Source organism: Qipengyuania sp., assembly GCF_042095715.1.
Taxonomy (GTDB): domain Bacteria; phylum Pseudomonadota; class Alphaproteobacteria; order Sphingomonadales; family Sphingomonadaceae; genus Qipengyuania.
The window spans coordinates 1-18,660 of sequence record NZ_JBELMO010000064.1 but is presented as its reverse complement, the minus strand read 5'-3'; the positions used below and the strand labels follow the sequence as shown (position 1 = coordinate 18,660).

Annotated in this window: 17 protein-coding genes and 1 pseudogene; 10 read left to right on the top strand and 8 right to left on the bottom strand. The window is 63.2% G+C overall.

Features of this window, described 5'->3' with window-relative positions:
- A pseudogene (locus tag ACFDTG_RS13225) lies at positions 1-447 on the top strand (elongation factor 4); the annotation flags it as partial.
- Here ACFDTG_RS13225 and ACFDTG_RS13220 read toward each other — a convergent pair.
- A complete protein-coding gene (locus ACFDTG_RS13220) occupies positions 416-1,816 on the bottom strand; it encodes a hypothetical protein (protein WP_375291505.1) in 1,401 nt (466 codons plus the stop codon). The pseudogene ACFDTG_RS13225 and the gene ACFDTG_RS13220 sit on opposite strands and share 32 nt — an antisense overlap.
- Positions 1,817-1,942: 126 nt before the next feature.
- Between ACFDTG_RS13220 and ACFDTG_RS13215 the strand changes: the two genes are divergently transcribed.
- Together ACFDTG_RS13215 and ACFDTG_RS13210 are read left to right on the top strand one after the other, a co-directional pair.
- Positions 1,943-2,836, top strand: coding sequence for an HNH endonuclease (locus ACFDTG_RS13215; protein ID WP_375291504.1), 894 nt, complete (start codon positions 1,943-1,945; stop codon positions 2,834-2,836).
- Between the two features lie 257 nt (positions 2,837-3,093).
- The gene (locus ACFDTG_RS13210) at positions 3,094-3,405 is read left to right on the top strand and encodes a DUF6481 family protein (RefSeq protein WP_375291503.1); all 312 of its coding nucleotides are present in this window, start codon (positions 3,094-3,096) and stop codon (positions 3,403-3,405) included.
- Positions 3,406-3,467: 62 nt separating this feature from the next.
- Here the strand turns inward: ACFDTG_RS13210 and ACFDTG_RS13205 are convergent, their stop codons facing one another.
- From ACFDTG_RS13205 to ACFDTG_RS13195, 3 genes are all read right to left on the bottom strand, one after another.
- Entirely contained in the window at positions 3,468-5,246 is a 1,779-nt protein-coding gene (locus tag ACFDTG_RS13205) for a diguanylate cyclase domain-containing protein (protein ID WP_375291502.1), read from the bottom strand.
- 123 nt (positions 5,247-5,369) lie between these two features.
- Positions 5,370-6,635, bottom strand: coding sequence for a glutamate-5-semialdehyde dehydrogenase (locus ACFDTG_RS13200; RefSeq protein ID WP_375291501.1), 1,266 nt, complete (start codon positions 6,633-6,635; stop codon positions 5,370-5,372).
- A 66-nt stretch (positions 6,636-6,701) separates the two neighbouring features.
- Positions 6,702-7,469 (bottom strand): pyrroline-5-carboxylate reductase family protein, encoded by a 768-nt coding sequence (locus ACFDTG_RS13195; protein WP_375291500.1) that lies wholly within the window; start codon positions 7,467-7,469, stop codon positions 6,702-6,704.
- A gap of 196 nt (positions 7,470-7,665) precedes the next feature.
- Between ACFDTG_RS13195 and proB the strand changes: the two genes are divergently transcribed.
- The 4 genes from proB to ligA all read left to right on the top strand — a co-directional run bounded on the left by proB (position 7,666) and on the right by ligA (position 13,712).
- Positions 7,666-8,814, top strand: coding sequence for a glutamate 5-kinase (proB, locus tag ACFDTG_RS13190; protein WP_375291499.1), 1,149 nt, complete (start codon positions 7,666-7,668; stop codon positions 8,812-8,814).
- 50 nt (positions 8,815-8,864) lie between these two features.
- On the top strand, positions 8,865-9,671 hold the full coding sequence (locus ACFDTG_RS13185) for an outer membrane protein assembly factor BamD (protein ID WP_375291498.1): 807 nt from the start codon (positions 8,865-8,867) through the stop codon (positions 9,669-9,671).
- Positions 9,672-9,775: 104 nt separating this feature from the next.
- Entirely contained in the window at positions 9,776-11,440 is a 1,665-nt protein-coding gene (gene recN, locus ACFDTG_RS13180; RefSeq protein ID WP_375291497.1) for a DNA repair protein RecN, read from the top strand.
- A gap of 193 nt (positions 11,441-11,633) precedes the next feature.
- The gene (gene ligA / locus ACFDTG_RS13175) at positions 11,634-13,712 is read left to right on the top strand and encodes an NAD-dependent DNA ligase LigA (RefSeq protein ID WP_375291496.1); all 2,079 of its coding nucleotides are present in this window, start codon (positions 11,634-11,636) and stop codon (positions 13,710-13,712) included.
- Between the two features lie 8 nt (positions 13,713-13,720).
- Here ligA and ACFDTG_RS13170 read toward each other — a convergent pair whose 3' ends face one another.
- Genes ACFDTG_RS13170 through ACFDTG_RS13155 form a run of 4 tightly spaced genes read right to left on the bottom strand, consistent with a single transcriptional unit; the run spans position 13,721 to position 16,898 of the window.
- Positions 13,721-14,413: a DUF2459 domain-containing protein gene (locus ACFDTG_RS13170; protein ID WP_375291495.1), complete on the bottom strand. Its 693-nt coding sequence runs from the start codon at positions 14,411-14,413 to the stop codon at positions 13,721-13,723.
- Positions 14,386-15,291, bottom strand: coding sequence for a 50S ribosomal protein L11 methyltransferase (locus tag ACFDTG_RS13165; protein WP_375291494.1), 906 nt, complete (start codon positions 15,289-15,291; stop codon positions 14,386-14,388). The genes ACFDTG_RS13170 and ACFDTG_RS13165 overlap by 28 nt, the downstream gene beginning before the upstream one ends.
- Positions 15,284-16,198 carry a subclass B3 metallo-beta-lactamase gene (gene bla, locus ACFDTG_RS13160; protein ID WP_375291493.1) on the bottom strand — a complete coding sequence of 305 codons (915 nt, stop codon included), beginning with the start codon at positions 16,196-16,198 and terminating at the stop codon, positions 15,284-15,286. The genes ACFDTG_RS13165 and bla overlap by 8 nt, the downstream gene beginning before the upstream one ends.
- A complete protein-coding gene (locus tag ACFDTG_RS13155; RefSeq protein ID WP_375291492.1) occupies positions 16,188-16,898 on the bottom strand; it encodes an SDR family NAD(P)-dependent oxidoreductase in 711 nt (236 codons plus the stop codon). The genes bla and ACFDTG_RS13155 overlap by 11 nt, the downstream gene beginning before the upstream one ends.
- Before the next feature lie 166 nt (positions 16,899-17,064).
- Between ACFDTG_RS13155 and sdhC the strand changes: the two genes are divergently transcribed.
- The 3 genes from sdhC to ACFDTG_RS13140 all read left to right on the top strand — a co-directional run.
- Positions 17,065-17,391 (top strand): succinate dehydrogenase, cytochrome b556 subunit, encoded by a 327-nt coding sequence (sdhC, locus tag ACFDTG_RS13150; RefSeq protein WP_375291491.1) that lies wholly within the window; start codon positions 17,065-17,067, stop codon positions 17,389-17,391.
- Between the two features lie 16 nt (positions 17,392-17,407).
- The gene (gene sdhD / locus ACFDTG_RS13145; RefSeq protein ID WP_375291490.1) at positions 17,408-17,794 is read left to right on the top strand and encodes a succinate dehydrogenase, hydrophobic membrane anchor protein; all 387 of its coding nucleotides are present in this window, start codon (positions 17,408-17,410) and stop codon (positions 17,792-17,794) included.
- Positions 17,794-18,660 (top strand): FAD-binding protein (locus tag ACFDTG_RS13140; protein ID WP_375291489.1); only part of this gene is annotated, 867 nt, incomplete at its 3' end. The genes sdhD and ACFDTG_RS13140, both read left to right, overlap by 1 nt.

Genomic DNA, 18,660 nt, shown 5'->3' with positions numbered 1-18,660 from the left:
GTGGTGTTCGATTTCTACGACCGGCTGAAATCGATCAGCCGCGGCTATGCCAGCTTCGATTACGAGCCGATTGGCCTGCGTGAAGGCGACCTCGTAAAGATGAACATCCTCGTCAACAACGAGCCGGTCGATGCGCTATCCCTGATCGTGCACCGCGCCAATGCGGAGGCGCGCGGACGCGGCATGTGCGAACGGCTGAAGGACCTCATCCCCCGCCACCTGTTCAAGATCCCCATCCAGGCCGCGATCGGCGGCAAGGTGATCGCCCGCGAAACCATCGCCGCCCTGCGCAAGGACGTGACCGCCAAATGCTACGGAGGCGACATCACGCGCAAGAAGAAGCTGCTGGAAAAGCAGAAGAAGGGCAAGGCGCGGATGCGGGAATATGGGAACGTGTCGATTCCGCAGGAGGCGTTTATCGCCGCGTTGCGGATGGGGGAGGAGTAGGGACTCCGCTCGGGCCGTCGTGATTGGGGAATCTCACGACTTCCCCTCGGGAGCATTCAATGGCATCGCGACACTGCTTTTTAAAGATTTCGTCGTCGGGATTGTCTATGATGTGCACCACCACCGAATAAAGATCGCAAGTCCTGACGAGAGACGTCTGAAGTCTTTTTGCATTGGTCAGGCATTTATCAGTAAACTGTTGCGGGCGATCACTCGGTTTTTTTAGTCGATACCCATTTCCAAAGAGTATTCCTGCTGCTGGTACTTCAACCTCTTCCTGATCAAAATCTTCATTAATGTTCGACTCCAATTGTCGAAATTTCGAGATCGCTATAGCAGAATTGTCTTTCCCTTCAGCCTCACCGATCATCCTGTAGCCTTCTGGACTGGTCAGTATGTGATCTATCTCAAGGTCCCCTATTCGAAGGCCTGAGACGTCATAACCAATAAGCTGAAGCGCCTTTTCGATAATCTTCTCTAATTCATTGCCTGTTGCATAGAGAAGGGCTCGATAACCTTCATAATTTTCATACTTTTCGTTTTCTAGTTTTCGTGCGTTCGCGAGTTTTGAGATCTCACGGTCAATTTCCGCCATTTTCTCCTGAATTTGATCGGCTGCTTCAGGAAGGTCAAACTGGGCCACCCACTCCGGCGGCGGACTTCTTTCTCCATCTCTTTTCAGACATTTATCGATTTCAACAAGTTGCTTAATAAAGGCATTCGAAAGTCTTAGGGCTTCAGCGCTCCAAAATTCTTGATTTTCCTGCTCTTCTACCAGCTCGTTAAAATCAAAATAGGGTAAAAGAACGAGATGCCCCTTGGCATCCTTGAAGGTCGCCGTTCCACCAAGCGTGCTTCCGTCACGCGCGACAAAGTCTTGCGACACGCTGTCGCTTTCCAAAATTACCTTGTATTGTAATATATCTTTGAGCGTTTCGAACAAAGGCTTGAAAAGGACATTTTTGACGTTGATCTTGCGACCGCTGGTATTCCGTAAAGATAGGTTTCGGGGGATTGCGCTATAGTTTGTGTTTGGTTCTGTTTGGTAATTGATTTCGTTCTTTCGCGGGCTTGTTATTCCGGTGGCGAATTGCTCGGTCTGTGACTGATCTAGAATCACAAAGACTGTACTGCCACGTTTAACTGCTTCTAAGATCTCTCGCCGCCAATGAGACATGCTCTGCAGTAGGCTCCGAGAACTGTCGATCGATATGCAACTACCACCGTTCGTAAAGTGCTGCCTTTCAAACCAAGGGAACGAAGGTGAGAATATCACGATGTCGAAGTCTAAGAGCGAAGCTCCCGAGTGATAACCAAATTCATCTTCGACAGTCGGAACATTGAAGTTTACAGTTGCGATCGCCTTCATTTCCAGCTCACTTAATTTCGCTGCCTTGGCAGCCGTTTCTCATTATGGGCTATCGTCAGCCGTCGAGGAGAGCGATTATCGAGGAACTTCGCGGATATGGATAATTGCATGGGGTCTCGGCTGTAAATGACCTTCGGCATCTTCATGCACAAGGATGGGTCGATCTACGACGACATTCCCGAGGTGCATTACCAATTTCCGAAAAGCTATCTCAGCCGCGCCGAGCAGATGGTCGGCGACTGGATCGTTTATCGCGAGCCGGTCAAAATCCGGAACTCAAAAGGCTTCTTCGCTGTGGCGAAGGTCGCGCGGATCATTCCCGATCCGGATGTGGCAGACCGCTATCGCGCGATCATACAAGAGGGCAGCTATCTGCCGTTCGAGCCGACTGTCCCGCACATCGTGGATGGCGAACAGGTTGAGCGCGGGGTTCTCAACGAGGCTGGCAACATATCTGGCCGCGCCCAAGCTGCTGTCCGGCCACTATCGTCTTCGGACTTCGCGCGCATCATTTCGCTCGGTCTGCCGGATGAGGATTTCCTGCCTCGCAGCGATGACGAAGTCGTCGAAGACAACCGCGTGCGCGAGCATCAGACCCCTTTTGAAATCGAGCGGCCCATTGTGCAGTCACTCGTTTCTAAGCCTTTCCGTGATCGCGCTTTTCGCCGCGCTGTTATGCACGCCTATGATGGCCGCTGCGCGGTGACAGGTTGGAAGATGGTCAATGGCGGTGGCCGATTGGAAGCGCAGGCAGCACATATTCGCCCGGTCGAACATGGCGGTCCTGACAGCGTGCGCAATGGCCTCGCACTTTCAGGCACTGCTCACTGGATGTTTGACCGTGGGCTGATTGGCTTCAAGGATGACCTCGAAATCCTCGTCCATCACAAGGTCAACGACCGCAAGGGCGTCGAAGGGATTATCAATCCCACGGGCAAGCTGAAGGCGCCAGAGGTCGAGTCCTACCGACCGCATCCCAAATTCCTATCATGGCATCGCGAGTTCCACGGCTTCGATTAGGTCAAGCCGCGTTGAGTCTTTTTGTTTAGCCTCAAGCGCCGGCGGGCGGGTTCGCGCCCTTAGGCTTTCCTCCGCTTCGCTCCGGGCGCGCGGTCGCGCTTGCGGTCCGCTGGTCGCGGACCGGGCGTCGCCTGACAGCTTCGTCACGGGGAGCCTCTGCCATCGCACCCTATCCCGCGCGGGTTCCTTCCCCTACAGGGCCGCCATCACCCTAACCCGCCGGACATCCGGCCAGTCGAAAGAGAACGATACACATCATGCGAGGATTCAAGGACCCCAGCCTTCAGGATCGCGCTGCCGCGGGGCAGAAGGCGCGCGCGAAGGCTTTGAAGCGGCTCGCGGAAAAACCTCCGATTGACGAGGCCGTGCTCGCCGAGCGCAAGGCTGCACGCGAGGCCAAGGAAGCCGCCGCCGCGGAAAAGAGCGCCGCGCGCAAGGCCGCGATAGCGCAGGAGAAAGCCGCAAAGCTGGCAAAGGCCGAGGCGGCCAAGGTGGCCAAACCAACCGAGGCGGAACTCAAGGCCGCGCGCGACGCGAAATATGCGGCACGCAAGAAGCGTAAGAAATAGGGGCGGGCCCGGTCACCCTGGCGCAAGCTGGTTCTAAACCTCTTTTTATTAGTTCTGGGGGCTCAGGCGGCTCGGGCGGCGCGCAGGTCGCGGCGTTCGGCGGTGCGGGGGGCGGCGATCTCCACCCGGTTGCGGCCCGCGGCCTTGGCGGCATAGAGCGGGGCATCGGCGGCGCGCAGCGCATCGGCGGCCACCATGTCGCGGTCCAGGATCGCCACGCCCACGCTGGCGGTGCAGCCGAAGTGGACGCCATCGGGGCTGGCGGGGCGCAGCCGCCCGATCGCCTGGCGCACCTCCTCGCACAGCGCGACCGCCTCGGCGGCAGAGAGCTTCTCCGCAACCAGCGCGAATTCCTCGCCCCCCAACCGCGCGAAGAAGATGCCCGGCGCGCTGATCCGCCGCATGGTATCCGCCACCAGCCTCAACGTGGTGTCGCCCGTGGTGTGGCCGAAGCGGTCGTTGACGCGCTTGAAATGATCGAGATCGATGATGGCGAGCGCTACCGGGCGATGCGCGGCGTGTTCCAGCCGCGGCTCCAGATGACGCAGGAAGGCGCGGCGGTTGGGCAGGCCAGTGAGCTGGTCCGTCTCCGCTTCGCGCCGGGCGTCGAGCTCGGCCAGCTTGCGGGCGGTAACATCGTGCATGGTGACGGCATAGCCCATGATCCCGGCCCCGCCTTCGGCCGCGGGGACGGCGCGCAGCTTGGTCTCCAGCCACAGCGTCTCTTCGCCGCGGATCACGGATCGTTCGAACACGCGGGTGATGCCGGGCGTTTCCGCCGCCTGCAGCAGGGTGGAGCGAACATGGATCTCGTCGAGGGGATCGAAGAAATCGACCAGCGATAGGCCGACGGCTTCGTCCGCCGGGCTCAGCCGGTCGCCCGCGGGGGAGGCATAGCGGATCAGCCCCTGGGCATCGAGGTTGAGCAGGGCATCGTCCGAATGATCGGCGACGAGGCGCTTGAGCGCGCGCTTTTCCTGCAGTTCGGCCACCAGAAGCTTGTGCCGCTTGAGCGCAACGGAAGTCGGCAGCGCCAGCAGCAACAGCGTGGCGAGGTAGAACTGGAAGATCTGCACGCCGGTGACGAAATCGACGTCGAGATTGTGGAAGTAGCCCACCTCCACATGCAAGGAGACGGCACCGAACACGGCAATTACGAGAAGGCCCAGCATCGCCCCGACCCGGCCCCGTCGGAATGCGGCGTACATCAGCGGCAGGGTAGGCAGAAACAGCAGCGCCAGCGCGCTCTGAAAGAACGCCACCCACGAAACCGCCGCAATCATCGCGCAATGCGCCGCGCATTCCAGTGCGGTGCGGGGCGAGGCACGCCTGATCTTGTCGCTCATCACCCCGGACCAGACCATGAGCGCCAACGGCAGGCACAGAAGCGAACCGAGCACATGACCGCTGATCCAGTCGAGGATATGGGCTTCCCACTGCCCGGATACGGCCCACATGGCCATCAAACCGCCCGGTACGGACGCGATGCCCGTGCCCACGATGACGGCGGCCAGCATGCGCTCCAGTCCCGGAACGCTCTCCAGCCAGTCGCGCTGCGGGCGCAGATGAATCATCAGCGCAGCGATGGCATAGGCTTCCATCGTGTTGACTAGCGCCAGCGGGAACGCGACCCGAGGGCCGAACCCGAATGATGCGGTGGCGATAGTGCTGAGGATTGCGAACAGCGCTACCGTCGCCAGCCAGCGGGGGCGGGGCAGGGAGACCAGCAAAGCAACGAGAATCGCCGTGCCCGGCCAGAGCAGCGCGAGGCCACCGCCGAAACGCGACCACGCGATGGTCAGGCTGGTCACCACGAAGAAGGCCGCCGCAGCAGTCGCCATCTTCGCCCGATCCCTTGGCATTCCTTATCCCCGTAGTCCTAGTAAAGAAGTCCTAGGCCGGAATGGATAACGGCAGATTTATTGTATTTTACGGGTTTTCCCTTATGACACGGAATGGTCAGGTCACGGCCGGATCTGGCCGCTGCCCTTCACCCGATATTTGAAGGTGGTAAGCTGCTCGAGCCCGACCGGGCCACGTGCATGCAGCCGGCCCGTTGCGATCCCGATTTCCGCGCCCATGCCGAACTCGCCACCGTCGGCGAACTGGGTGGAGGCGTTGTGCATCACGATGGCGCTGTCGATCTCGCCCAGGAAGCGGTCAGCGGCGGCGCTATCTTCGGCCATGATGGCGTCGGTGTGATGGCTCGAATGGTCGTTCACCCAGCTGATCGCCTCGTCCAGACCGTCCACGATTTTCACCGACGCGATGGTATCGAGGTATTCGGTGTTCCAGTCATCCTCTGTCGCGGGCTTGATCCGGCTGTCATAGGAAACCGCCGTCTCGTCGCCCCGCAGTTCGCAATCGGCACCCATGGCGTCGGCGATCTTGGGGACGGCCTGTTCGGCGATTGAGCGATCGATTACGATGCTCTCGGTCGCGCCGCACACGCCTGTCCGGCGTAGCTTCGCATTGCGGATCACCTGCGCTGCCGTGTCGATATCGGCGCTTTCGTGGATGTAGCTGTGGCAGTTGCCATCCAGGTGAAGCAGGGTAGGCACGCTTGCCTGATCGCGCACAAGTTCGACAAGTCCGCGACCGCCGCGCGGGATAACCAGATCCACGAACTGATCGGCCTTGAGTAGCGCGGCAACGGCCGCGCGATCAGGTGTGCCGACGGTCTGCACGGCATCGCCGGGAAGGCCCGCTGCTTCGAGGCCCTTCTGCATGGCTGCCACGATCACCCGCGTGGAATGGCGGCTCTCCGAGCCACCGCGAAGGATCACCGCATTGCCCGACTTGAGACATAGCGCGCTGGCGTCAGCACCCACATTGGGGCGGGATTCGTAAATCATGCCGATAACGCCGATCGGCACCGCGACCCGGTCTATGGACAGACCATTGGGCCGGTCGAAATGCGCCAGTTCGCGCCCGACGGGGTCGGGCAGCTTGGCGATATCTTCCAGTGCCGTCGCCATCCCCTCGATCCGGTCCTCCGTCAGGCGCAGGCGGTCGATGAAGCTTTCGGGCTTCTTGCCTTCGACGCTCGCCACATCCTGCGCGTTTGCCTCGAGCAGGTCCGGCATGCTGTCGCGCAGGGCCCGGGCCGCTTCGGTCAGCGCCTTGTTCTTCGCCTCAGTTGAGGCGGTGCGCAAAGCATTGGCAGCGGTGCGCGCGCGGCGGCCGAGTTCGTGGACGTGGATGGTCGGGTCGATGGTCTGGTCGGTCATGATAATCCTTGGTTGTTTTGTTTCCTTATTGACGGCCCAGCACGTGGGCCGTTCCGAAAATGTGGGTCAGCGCAAGTCCACCGCGCGGTCATAGGCCGCCTGAAGTGTCTCTCTGAGCAATTTCGACAGGCTTTCGTCGCCGTTGAGTGCGCCGAGGCCGGCGGCGGTTGTGCCGCCCTTGCTGGTGACGGAATTGCGCAGATCTTCCAGCGTGTTGTCCGATTGTTGTATCGCCATAGCGATGGTGCCTTCCAGCGTCCCAAGTACCAAAGTCCTTGCATCCTTGTCATCGAACCCGAGCGCCTTGGCGGCCTCCACGTAAGCGCGCGCGATCTCGAAAACGTAGCCCGGGCCCGATCCTGCAACCGCGGTGACGCGGTCCAGTTCGTCTTCGCTGTCGACGAGCACGGCGGTTCCCGCGCGTTGCATCAGATCCATGGCATGAGACTGCTGATCCTCGTTCACGCCGGCGCCGGGGCACACCCCGCTGGTGGCCTTGCCGATCGCTGCGGGAAGGTTGGGCATGACGCGAATGACGGGGGTGCCCTTCATCGCCGTGCCAATCCGTTCCAGAGAGGCGCCCGCCGCGATCGAAAGGGCATAGCCGCCGTCAGAAACTATATCGGCGTAAGCAGGCATCACATCCGCGATCATCTGCGGCTTGATGGCAACCACGACCACATCGAAAGCCTCGCCCTTTACTGCGTCGCGGTCCGAGACCAGACGAACGCCGTCCGGAGCTTCAGTCAAATTAGGGTCCACGATAGTGAAGGATTCGCTTCCGGCGCGCCAATTTGACAGCAGCGCTCCACCCATCTTGCCACACCCGACCAATAGAATCTTTTGGAAAGAAATAATTTATCTCCACCTTTTAAATCGTTCATCCATTCGATGGAAAATTTCGCATTTCCACCCTGCAAATATTTTCTGCACTATACCATGATTTGTAGCCTCTGGCCACCGGTTGTGCATTGCAACATTATTCCCTACTTAGGGTGCCAACCTGATTTCGCAACCAGAGAGAGTTCCTTTGTCCGAAGTCCATAACCTCGTCGTCAAGATCGGGTCCAGCCTGGTCGCCAACCCTGACCGGCTGACGCCCCGCTATGGTTTCATGCAGCGCCTGTTCGAAGATATCGACCGGCTGCGCCAGCGCGGGATCAATGTGATCCTGTGCAGTTCCGGCGCAGTCGCTCTGGGTCTGCGGACGGTGGGCGAAACGCCGGATACGGCAGGCGTCAGCGACAAGCAGGCCGCGGCCGCCTGCGGCATGCCGCTTCTCCTCAATGCCTATCGCCATATCGGTCATGAATTCGGGTTCGAGATCGCCCAGGTTCTGCTCACCCTCGGCGATTTCGAAGATCACCGGCGCTTTTTGAACACCCGCAACACGGTCAATCGCCTGCTGGACGCCGGGGTGGTGCCGATAGTGAACGAAAACGATTCGATCACGACGGAAGAAATCCGCGTCGGCGACAACGATCGGCTCGCGGCCAAGGTCGCGCAGATGATCGACGCCAGGACCTTCGTGATCCTGAGCGAGATCGACGGGCTGTACGACCGCCATCCCGACGAGGAAGGCGCGCAGTTCATTCCCGAGGTGACCGATGTCGCACCCTTCATGGAAGCGACCAAGGGCAAGAGCGCCCTGGGTTCCGGCGGAATGACCACCAAGCTGATGGCCGCAAATCTGGCGCAGGAAGCTGGCACGGACACGTACATCGGCCATGGCGACTTCGACAATCCGATCACCTCGCTAATCGATGGCGAACGCCGCTCCACGCGCTTCCCGGCGCATGACGTCGGCGCATCCGGCTGGGAACGCTGGATCGCCAATCGTCTTCAGATGGCGGGTAGCCTTGTCGTGGACAGCAGCGTCGCGGACGAATTCGTGAACGACAGGCCGGTGATGCGCAGCGACATCCGTTCTATCGATGGTGATTTCACGCGCGGCGATGTCCTTCATATCTATGACGAAAACGGGAACGAGCGGGCCCGCGGACTGAGCGACTTCACGTCCGAGGAACTGCGGGTCCTCGCGGTCAACCCGCACCTCAATGCTGAACAGCTGCTCGGCTATCGCACCAAGGGAGAGGTCGTCCGCTCCAAGAACCTTGTCGTCGTCGAAAGCCGCCACCTCACATGGGACGTTCCGCAGCGGGCGGAAGCGGGGAGCTAGTGCGCGCCTTCACTTGGCGTTCAGTGGCAAGGCCCCTATAGCGCCGCCCCATGACCACGTTTCTCGCGCGTATGCGCCGCACCTCCGCAACCGCCCTTGCCGCGACCCTCGTACCGCTCGTGCTGGCGGGTTGCGCCGGTGGAAGCAGCCGTCCGGGCGATACCGCCTATGTCGCGCGCGATGTCGAATCGCTTTACGCCGCGGCGAAGGACCGGCTGGACCGCAACCAGTTCGCGCTGGCGGCCGGTCTGTTCGACGAGGTGGAGCGTCAGCATCCCTATTCGCCCTGGGCACGCCGCGCCCAGCTGATGAGCGCGTTCAGCTATTACGCCGGGGGCGATTACAACAAGGCGATCGAGGCGGCACAGCGCTTCCTGCAGATCCATCCCGGGAACAAGGACGCGTCTTACGCCTTTTATCTGATCGCGCTCAGCTATTACGAGCAGATCAGCGATATCGAGCGTGACCAGAAGATCACCCTGCAGGCCAAGACCGCGCTCACCGAAGTGGCACGCCGCTTCCCCAACACCGAATACGCGTCCGACGCGCGGCTCAAGCTCGACCTGGTAGAGGATCATCTGGCGGGCAAGGAAATGGAGATCGGGCGGCTTTACGAACGGTCGGGCAAATGGATCGCCGCGCAGATCCGCTTTCAAAACGTGATCGAGAACTACCAGACCACCAGCCATACCCCCGAGGCGCTGTTCCGCCTCGTCGAGACCAGCCTTTCGCTCGGTATTCCCGAGGAAGCGAAGAAATATGCGGCGGTGCTGGGGGCCAACTATCCCGGATCGGATTGGTACGACAAGGCCTATGACCTGATGGGCCGTTACGCGCCGAACGCCACCGCGAGCTGATTCATCCGGGCGCGCTTTCTCCCAATCGGCGATCCGGCGGGGAATGGCGCGTCGCCGCAGGTGACGGGGCGGCAGGCTTGGGTTACACGCGGGCTTCTGACGCCATGCTGACCCGCCTATCCATCCGCAATATCGTGTTGATCGACCAGCTCGAACTCGAGTTCGGTCGCGGCTTGGGCGTGCTTACCGGAGAGACCGGCGCGGGCAAGTCGATCCTGCTGGATGCGCTGGGGCTGGTGCTGGGCAATCGCGCCGAAACCGCGCTTGTCCGCGCGGGGGAGGACAAGGCCAGCGTCACAGCTAGCTTCGAATTCGCCCGCTTGCCGGGCGCCATAGAACATGCGCTCGACGATGCTGGCGTGGACGTGGAGGCGGGGGAGGCCCTGGTGATCCGCCGCCAGGTGAAGGCCGATGGCGGAAGCAAGGCCTGGCTCAACGACCGGCCGGTCAGTGCGGGGCTGCTGCGCGAACTTTCAGGCGCGCTGGTCGAACTACATGGCCAGCATGACGATCGCGGGCTGGTCAATCCGCGTGGCCATCGCATCCTGCTCGATCGGTTCGCGGGTGCCGATACCGCCGGGCTCGCGCGCGCCTGGGAAAGCTGGCGCGCGGCGCAAGACGCGCTGGCATCGGCGCGGGAGACGGTGGAGGCGGCCCGTGCCGACCAGGATCTGCTGCTCGCGCACCTCGCCGAACTCACCGCGCTCGAGCCCAAGTCGGGCGAGGAAGCCAGGCTGGCCGATACCCGTGCCGCGATGCAGAAGGGGGAACGGCTGTCGGGCGATCTGGAGGAGCTTCGCCATGTCTGGGAAGGCTCCGATTCGCCGCTGACCATGCTGCGCGTGGCGGCGCGGCGTCTGGACCGCGTCGCATCCGAACATCCCCTGCTGGGCGAAGCGCTCGCCTCGCTCGACCGCGCCGTGATCGAGGCTGGCGAGGCGGAGGAAAAGCTCTCCGCCGCCGCCGAGGCGCTGGAACACGACCCGATGGCGCTGGAGGCGGCCGAAACGCGCCTGTTCGAATTGCGCGCGCTTGCCCGCAAGCACCGCTGCGAAGTGGACGAGCTCCCCGCGAAGATGCGCGAATTCCGAACCGCGCTATCCGGCATCGAGGGCGGTGAGGCGCAACTCGACGCTCTGGAAAACGAGGTCAAGGTGACCGGCACGCGCTATCGCGAGGCTGCCCGCGCGCTGCACGAAACACGCACCGCGGCGGCGCTTCGTCTCGATGCCGCGGTCGCGGCCGAACTGGCCCCGCTCAAGCTCGATGCGGCGCGCTTCCATGCGGCGGTGACCGAGCTGCCCGAAGATCGCTGGAGCGCCAACGGGATCGACTCCGTGGAATTCCTGATCGCCACCAATCCGGGTGCGGATTTCGCCCCGCTCGGCAAGATCGCCAGCGGCGGCGAGCTCAGCCGCTTCATCCTCGCGCTCAAGGTCGCGCTGGCCGAACAGGGCGGCGCGGCCACCATCATCTTCGACGAGATCGACCGCGGCGTGGGCGGCGCGGTGGCGAGTGCCATAGGGGACCGGCTTTCGCGCCTTGCCGAAGACGGGCAATTGCTGGCCGTCACCCATAGCCCTCAGGTCGCCGCGCGCGGCCGCCGCCACTATCTCATCGCGAAGGGCTCCGACGGGACCGTCACGCGCACATCGGTGCAATTGCTCGACGAGGCGGGCCGGCAGGAGGAAATCGCGCGGATGCTGTCCGGTGCCGAGATCACGCCCGAGGCGCGCGCGCAGGCGGATCGGCTTCTGGAGGGGGCCTGAGTGGTCGAAGACCGGGGCTGGCTCCACCACCAGTCTTGGCTTTCCTACATCGCGCCGCCTGTGCCAAAGCCGTGATCATGACCCTGTTTCGCAGCCAGCTTTGCCGACTTGCCATCCGCGTTGCGACGAAAAATCATGTTGCCTTGAACCGTGGTCCAAGTGGTCCATGTCTCGCAGGAAAGTGTCCGGTTTTATGAACGAGCCTGGCGAATCGGCCACGAGCGAGGCTCAGGCCGCCAATGAATTGATGCGGCTCGCCAAGCAGATCGCGCATCATAACCGGCTCTATCATGCCGATGACGCGCCCGAGATATCGGATGCGGAATACGACGCGCTTGTGCGCCGGAACGCGGAGCTGGAGGCGGCCTTCCCGCATCTGGTGAGACCCGACAGCCCGAGCGCGGCAGTGGGGCATGAGGTCGCGGCCTCTCCGCTGTCCAAGGTGCAGCACGCCGTGCGCATGATGAGCCTCGACAACGCCTTCACCGACGAGGAGGTGGCGGAGTTCGTGGCGCGGGTACGGCGGTTCCTGTCGCTGGGCGAGGATGCGCCTCTGTCCTTCACCGCCGAGGACAAGATCGATGGGCTCTCCTGTTCGCTACGTTACGAAAGCGGTCGGCTGGTGCGTGCAGCGACCCGGGGCGATGGACAGGTGGGCGAGGATGTGACGCCCAATGTCGCGCACATTCCCGACATTCCTGAGCAACTGAACGGTAGCGACCATCCCGAAGTCTTCGAAGTCCGCGGCGAAGTCTACATGGAAAAGCAGGCCTTTGCCGCGCTTAATGCCGCGCAGGAGGAAGCGGGGGGCAAACTGTTCGCGACGCCCCGCAATGCCGCTGCCGGCTCGCTCCGCCAGAAGGATGCGAGCGTCACCGCCAGGCGGCCCTTGCGCTTCCTGGCCCATGGCTGGGGTGATGCGTCCGGGGTGCCGGAAGAGACGCAGTTCGCGATGATGAAGCGGATCGGCGCGTGGGGCTTCCCGCTCTCGCCCGACCTGATCCTGTGCGAGACCATCACGGACATGCTCGCGCATTATCGCAGGATCGGGGAGGGGCGCGGCGCGCTGCCCTATGACATCGATGGTGTGGTCTACAAGGTCAACGATCTGGCTCTTCAGAAGCGGCTCGGCAGCGTCGGCAAGGCGCCCCGCTGGGCGATGGCGCACAAGTTCCCCGCCGAGCGTGCCGAGACCACGCTGGAGGCGATCGACATACAGGTCGGCCGCACGGGCAAGCTGACCCCGGTGGGCCGTCTCGCGCCGGTGCTCGTGGGCGGCGTCACGGTAACCAATGTCACGCTGCACAATCGCGACGAGATCGCGCGATTGGGCCTGCGCGTGGGCGACCGTATCGTGATCCAGCGCGCGGGCGACGTCATCCCTCAGGTGGTGGAGAACCTGACGCGCGAGAAGGGTCGCGAGCCCTATCGTTTCCCCGATCACTGCCCCGTCTGCGGAAGCGAAGCCGTGGCGGAGGAAGGCGAGGTCGATGTCCGTTGCCAGGGCGGGCTGGTCTGCAACGCACAGCAATTCGAACGGCTGCGCCATTTCGTCAGCCGCGCCGCGCTTGATATCGAAGGGCTTGGCGAGAAGACCATCGCCGAGTTTCTGGAACTGGGCTGGCTGGATAACGGGCCGGGCGACATCTTCCGGCTGAAGTCGCACCGGCACGATCTGGTGGGGCGTGAGGGCTGGCAGGACAAGTCTGTGGACAACCTGTTGGCGGCGATCGAGGGCAAGCGCCAGCCCGATGCCGCCCGGCTGCTATTCGGTCTCGGCATCCGGCATGTGGGCGCGGTTACCGCGCGCGATCTGATGAAACATTTCCATGACCTGCCGGTACTGCGCGATGTGGCTCAGCGTGCCCATGGGGGCGAGGAGGAGGCGATTGCGGAGTTGACGGCGATCGACGGGGTGGGCCCCGTCGTGGTGGAGGCGCTGGGCGATTTCTTCCACGAACCGCACAACCGGCAGGTGTGGGACGATCTGCTGAGCGAAGTCGCCCCGCCGCGTTACGAGGTGGAGACAACCGCCAGCGAAGTCAGCGGCAAGACGGTGGTATTCACCGGAAAGCTGGAAACCATGAGCCGGGACGAGGCGAAGGCGCAGGCCGAGAGGCTGGGGGCCAAGGCGGCGGGCTCGGTCAGTGCCAAGACCGATCTGGTCGTCGCCGGTCCAGGCGCCGGAAGCAAGCTGAAGAAGGCGGCGGAACTTGGCATCGACGTGATCGACGAGGCCGCCTGGGCGCAGATCGTCGCGGAAGCGGGCTGACGGGGCGTTCAGTCCGGCCGCGGCACCCATTTCATCACGCCGCCCGCCAGCGGTGTCCACAGACCCGTTCTGATACCGGCATCGGCAAGCCTGTCGCTGGTCCACTGGTTGCAGGTCATGCGCCAGGTGTAGCGACCGGGCGCATCGTAAAAGGCGTCGAAGCCGAAATAGCCGGGATAGCTTCGGCGTGAACGGGGCGGGACGATGTATCTTTCCACCGACCGGACGAGGCGCGCATATTGCGCACGGGTGAGCCTGATCGGGCGGTAATCCGGACCTGGAGCCGGTCGCACGTAATGGGCGGCGTGCAGCAGCGCTTTGCCACCGAACAGCGCCCCGAATGCCGTGGATGGGGTAAGATCGGCCCAGGTCGGGGTATTGAGGAAAACCTTCCGCTCGCCCCAACTCACGCCGACATGGGTGTACCCCTGGGGCGGCGCAGCAAGGTCATGCTCGGAAAATTCGGCGCGCCAGTCCTTAACCTCCGTGAGGATCGGCATGACCAGTTCGGTGTGAACGCCATTGTCGCCCACCAGTATCTCGATCCCCTCGTCCGGCTCCCGCCAATCGTCGTTGCGCGCAATGGACGATCCGATCCAGGCGGCGAGACAAAACGCCGCGACCAGCGTGAGAACCGCACCCGTGACGATGCCGAACCAGCGACCGAGCCGTTTCAGCGCGCGGCGCGTCGGCGAAGCCACAGGATCGACCAGTCGCCCCGCTCCAGTCTGCGCGCAAGGCGGAACCCGGCCCGGCGATAGGCGCGCCGCACTCCGGCCTCCTGCGTCGTCAGCAGGCCTGCGAGCACCACGCTGCCACCGGGGACGACTGCGTCGGCGAAGTGCGGAGCCAGATCGATCAGTGGGCGGGCAAGGATATTGGCGATGAGCAGATCGTAGGGCCCACGCACCTGCAGCAGCGGATCGGACAGGCCGTCGGCGATGGCGATCCGGACCTGACCGGGTGCACCGCCCAGCGGCACTCCGTTGAGCGCCGCATTTTCCACCAGCACGGCTTCGCATACAGGATCGATGTCGGAGGCGGTCACCGTCGCACGCGGCCAAAGGTGCCGGGCGGCGAAGGCCAGCAGGCCGGTGCCGGTACCCACATCGATCAGATTGCGCGCGACGACGCCATCGCGGCGCATTCGCTCGAGCATGAGCAGGCAGCCCGCGGTCGTGGCGTGTTGCCCCGTCCCGAACGCCTGGCTTGCGGGAATCACGAGATCGACCATGGCCGCATTGGCGGGATGATCGGGGGTGCGAACGTGGAAGCGCCCCGCGCGGATCGGGTCCATGCCCTTCTGACTCTCGGTGACCCAGTCGGCGTCGGGCAGCTTTTCGACTTCCAGCCGGGGATCGGAGCCTGAAAACAGCGAGACGACGGCGGCACGATCCTTCTTGCCCGGCTTGCGCGGACAATAGACGTCGAGCCGCCAGTCGTCGGGCTTGTCCTCGCTGACCTCGAAGCCGGCGAGAACCATCTCCGCATCCCAGTCTGCCGCGATCTCGCTCGCGGCGATGGCCGCCTCGACCTCGCTCTTGGAAGCAAAGGCAGTCAGTTTCCAGACGTCACTCATTGCCGGCGTCCTCCGCGGCGAGGCGGGCGTCGAGCTTCGCGCCGACACCCCGGGCATAGGCGGCGCAACGATCGGGATCGATCAGCGGCGCTGTACCGGCGAGGCGATCGCGCAGCTTGGTCGCTCCCGGATGCGGCGCCAAAACGATATCGCACTCACTGGTGGCGACATTCTCGATCCCGGCCCTGAAGGCGGTGACCAAGTCCGGATGATCGCTGAACCTGTAGTCGTCCGAACTGATCGGATTGAGGCTGTCGACATAGACGATGGTCTTGCAGACGCCCTCCTCGCAATCCTGCCAACGCCAGCTCGTCGCCCCCAGCGTGTGGCCGGGCGTGGCAATGGGAAAGAAGGTGCGACCTGCGAAACTTCGCGCGCTGTAATCGCCGATCGCGCGCGTCTCGCCTGTAACCGGAGGAAACGCGGGATGACCGGACTTAGCCTGTGGGTCCTGTGGCGAAACCAGCCCGCTGCGAAGCACCGGGATGGCGGCTTCGCTCGCCACGACGGTCGCGCCCGTAGCCGCCTGGAGACGGGCCATCCCTCCGGCATGGTCGAAATGTTCGTGGCTCATCAGGATGACGGCGACATCGCGCGGATCGAAGCCGAGCGAACGAATGTTGTCTAGCACGATCTTGGCGCCTTCGTCCGTGCCACTGTCGATTAGAATCAACCCATCGCGCGCCGCCACCAGGATAGACGAGATCCCGCAAGTGCCGACGTAGTAGGTCTGGCCGTAAATCCGGAATGGCGGGCCGGGTTTGTCCCAATCGTCGAACGCCGAGCAGCGGTCCACCCATGCCTGACGTGCCGGCGCCGCATCCGCGAGCGGCATGCTCGCAGACGGCGCGACGCAACCGGCCATGCCTATCGCCGCGGCGAGGGAAAAGGCGATCCTAGCGTACATAGCTTGCACCATTGGCATCCAGCGTCGCGCCGGTCAGGCTGGGGGGGGCATCCAGCGCGCACCATTCGATGATACCCGCAATCTCCTCCGGGGCGGCGACGCGGCCCAGCGGGATGTCGGCGAGAAGGCCGGGGCCGCCCCGGCTTTCCAGATAGTCGCCGGCCATCGCCGTGTCGGTGAATCCGGGGGCGACGGCGAAGGAAAGAATCCCCTCACTCGCATATTGCCGCGCGATCGTCTTGTGCAGGGCCAGCATACCACCCTTGCTGGCAGCATAATGCCAGTGCCCGGGCGAATCGCCGCGATGGCCCGCACGGCTCGCGACATGAACGATGCGCCCGGCAACTCCGCGTTCCTGCCAATGCCGCACGGCAAAGCGGCTGAGCTGCGCCGCCGAGGTGAGATTGATACGTAGCGTATCCTCCCACGCGTCGAGCCATTCGATGTCCGAGCTATCGAGCGGCACGGCTTCGAACAGGCCGGCGTTGTTCACGAGTACATCTATCTCACCGCCCGCGCGGGCAAGTGCCGCCTCCCACAACTCATGCGCGGCGCCGGGCTGGCAGAAGTCGACGGGGACGGTGTCGATGTCGGTCGACCGACGCGCCTGGCCCACGACTTTGGCGCCGCGCTTTTCCAGCGCCGCCTTGGCGGCAGCGCCGATCCCGCGGCTCGATCCGGTAATAAGGATGGTTGTCATGCAACGCCTATTCGCAAATTTGCGCCCCCTGTCGAGGGCTGCGCGGCTTGCACGGCGCGCATCAAGCGTTAAGGGAAGGCACAATTCGTCAGCAACAAGTCCGGACCCGCCAATGGCAAACCGCCCGCTTTCTCCACACCTGTCGATATGGAAATGGGGGCCGCACATGGCGATCTCCATCCTCCACCGCGTCACCGGCGACGGGCTGGCGCTGGTGGGGCTCGGTGTTCTGCTCTGGTGGCTCGGCGCTCTTGCGGCCGGGGCGGGGGCCTATGAGGATTTCGTCGCCGTCGCCACCAGCCCTATCGGCTGGGTGGTGCTGGTGGGCCTGAGCTGGGCCTTCTTCTCTCACATGATGAGCGGGATCAGGCACTTCGTGCTCGATATCGGGGCTGGCTACGAACTGACGGTCAACAAGACCTGGTCGATACTCGCTCCGGTATTCGGCATCCTCCTCACCATCGCCTTCTGGGCGATCATCCTGATCAAGTAAGGCGGGTAGGCGAACTATGGGCAATGGAACCGAAATCGGCCGCGTCCGCGGGCTCGGCAGCGCGCATCACGGCGCGCATCACTGGCTGCTTCAGCGCTTCACCGCGATCGGCAATCTCGTCCTCATGCTGTTCCTGGTGGTCAGCTTCGCGCTGTTGCCCGGATATGATTTCGCATCGATGCGGAGCTGGGCTGCGAACCCGCTGGTCGCGACCGCGCTCGCCCTGCTGATCGTCTCCACCTTCTGGCACGCCCGTCTCGGGCTGCAGGTCCTGATCGAGGATTATATCCACGAGGCCGGCAGCAAGTTCGGTGTGATCGTCCTTCTCAATCTCGCCGCCGTGGGCGGGGCCGTGTTCGGTCTCGTATCCATTGCGCGCATCGCATTCGCAGGAGCCGCCTGATGGCCGCGACCGAAATCAAAGACGGTGTCGATCCCAACGCCAAGAGCACCGCGCCGCCCTCCGCCCCGCCGGAAGAGACCAAGGATCGCGGCACCGGACCCCATACCGAACGGTACAAGGGCTATGAGATCATCGATCACACTTATGACGTCGTCGTCGTGGGTGCCGGCGGGTCGGGCCTGCGCGCCACCATGGGCTCTGCCGAGGCCGGGCTGCGGACGGCGAATATATCCAAGGTTTTCCCAACGCGCAGCCATACCGTGGCGGCACAGGGCGGCATCGCGGCATCGCTCGGCAACAACACGCCCGACCATTGGTCATGGCACATGTACGATACCGTCAAGGGCTCCGACTGGCTCGGCGATCAGGACGCGATCGAATATATGGTGCGCGAGGCGCCGCAGGCGGTTTACGAGCTCGAGCACGCGGGCGTGCCCTTCAGCCGGAACGAGGATGGGACGATCTATCAGCGGCCCTTCGGCGGTCACATGCAGAACATGGGCGAAGGTCCGCCGGTGCAGCGCACCTGCGCGGCTGCCGACCGTACCGGCCACGCCATGCTGCACGCGCTCTATCAGCAGAGCCTGAAATACGCGGCGGATTTCTTCATCGAATATTTCGCCATCGATCTGATCATGAAGGACGGCAAGTGCGTCGGCGTGATCGCGCTCTGCATGGACGATGGCCGCATCCACCGTTTCCGCGCGCATGCGGTGGTGCTGGCCACGGGCGGTTATGGCCGCTGCTACTACACGGCGACCAGCGCGCACACCTGCACCGGCGATGGCGGCGGCATGGTGCTTCGCGCCGGGCTGCCGCTGCAGGACATGGAGTTCGTGCAGTTCCACCCGACCGGCATCTACGGC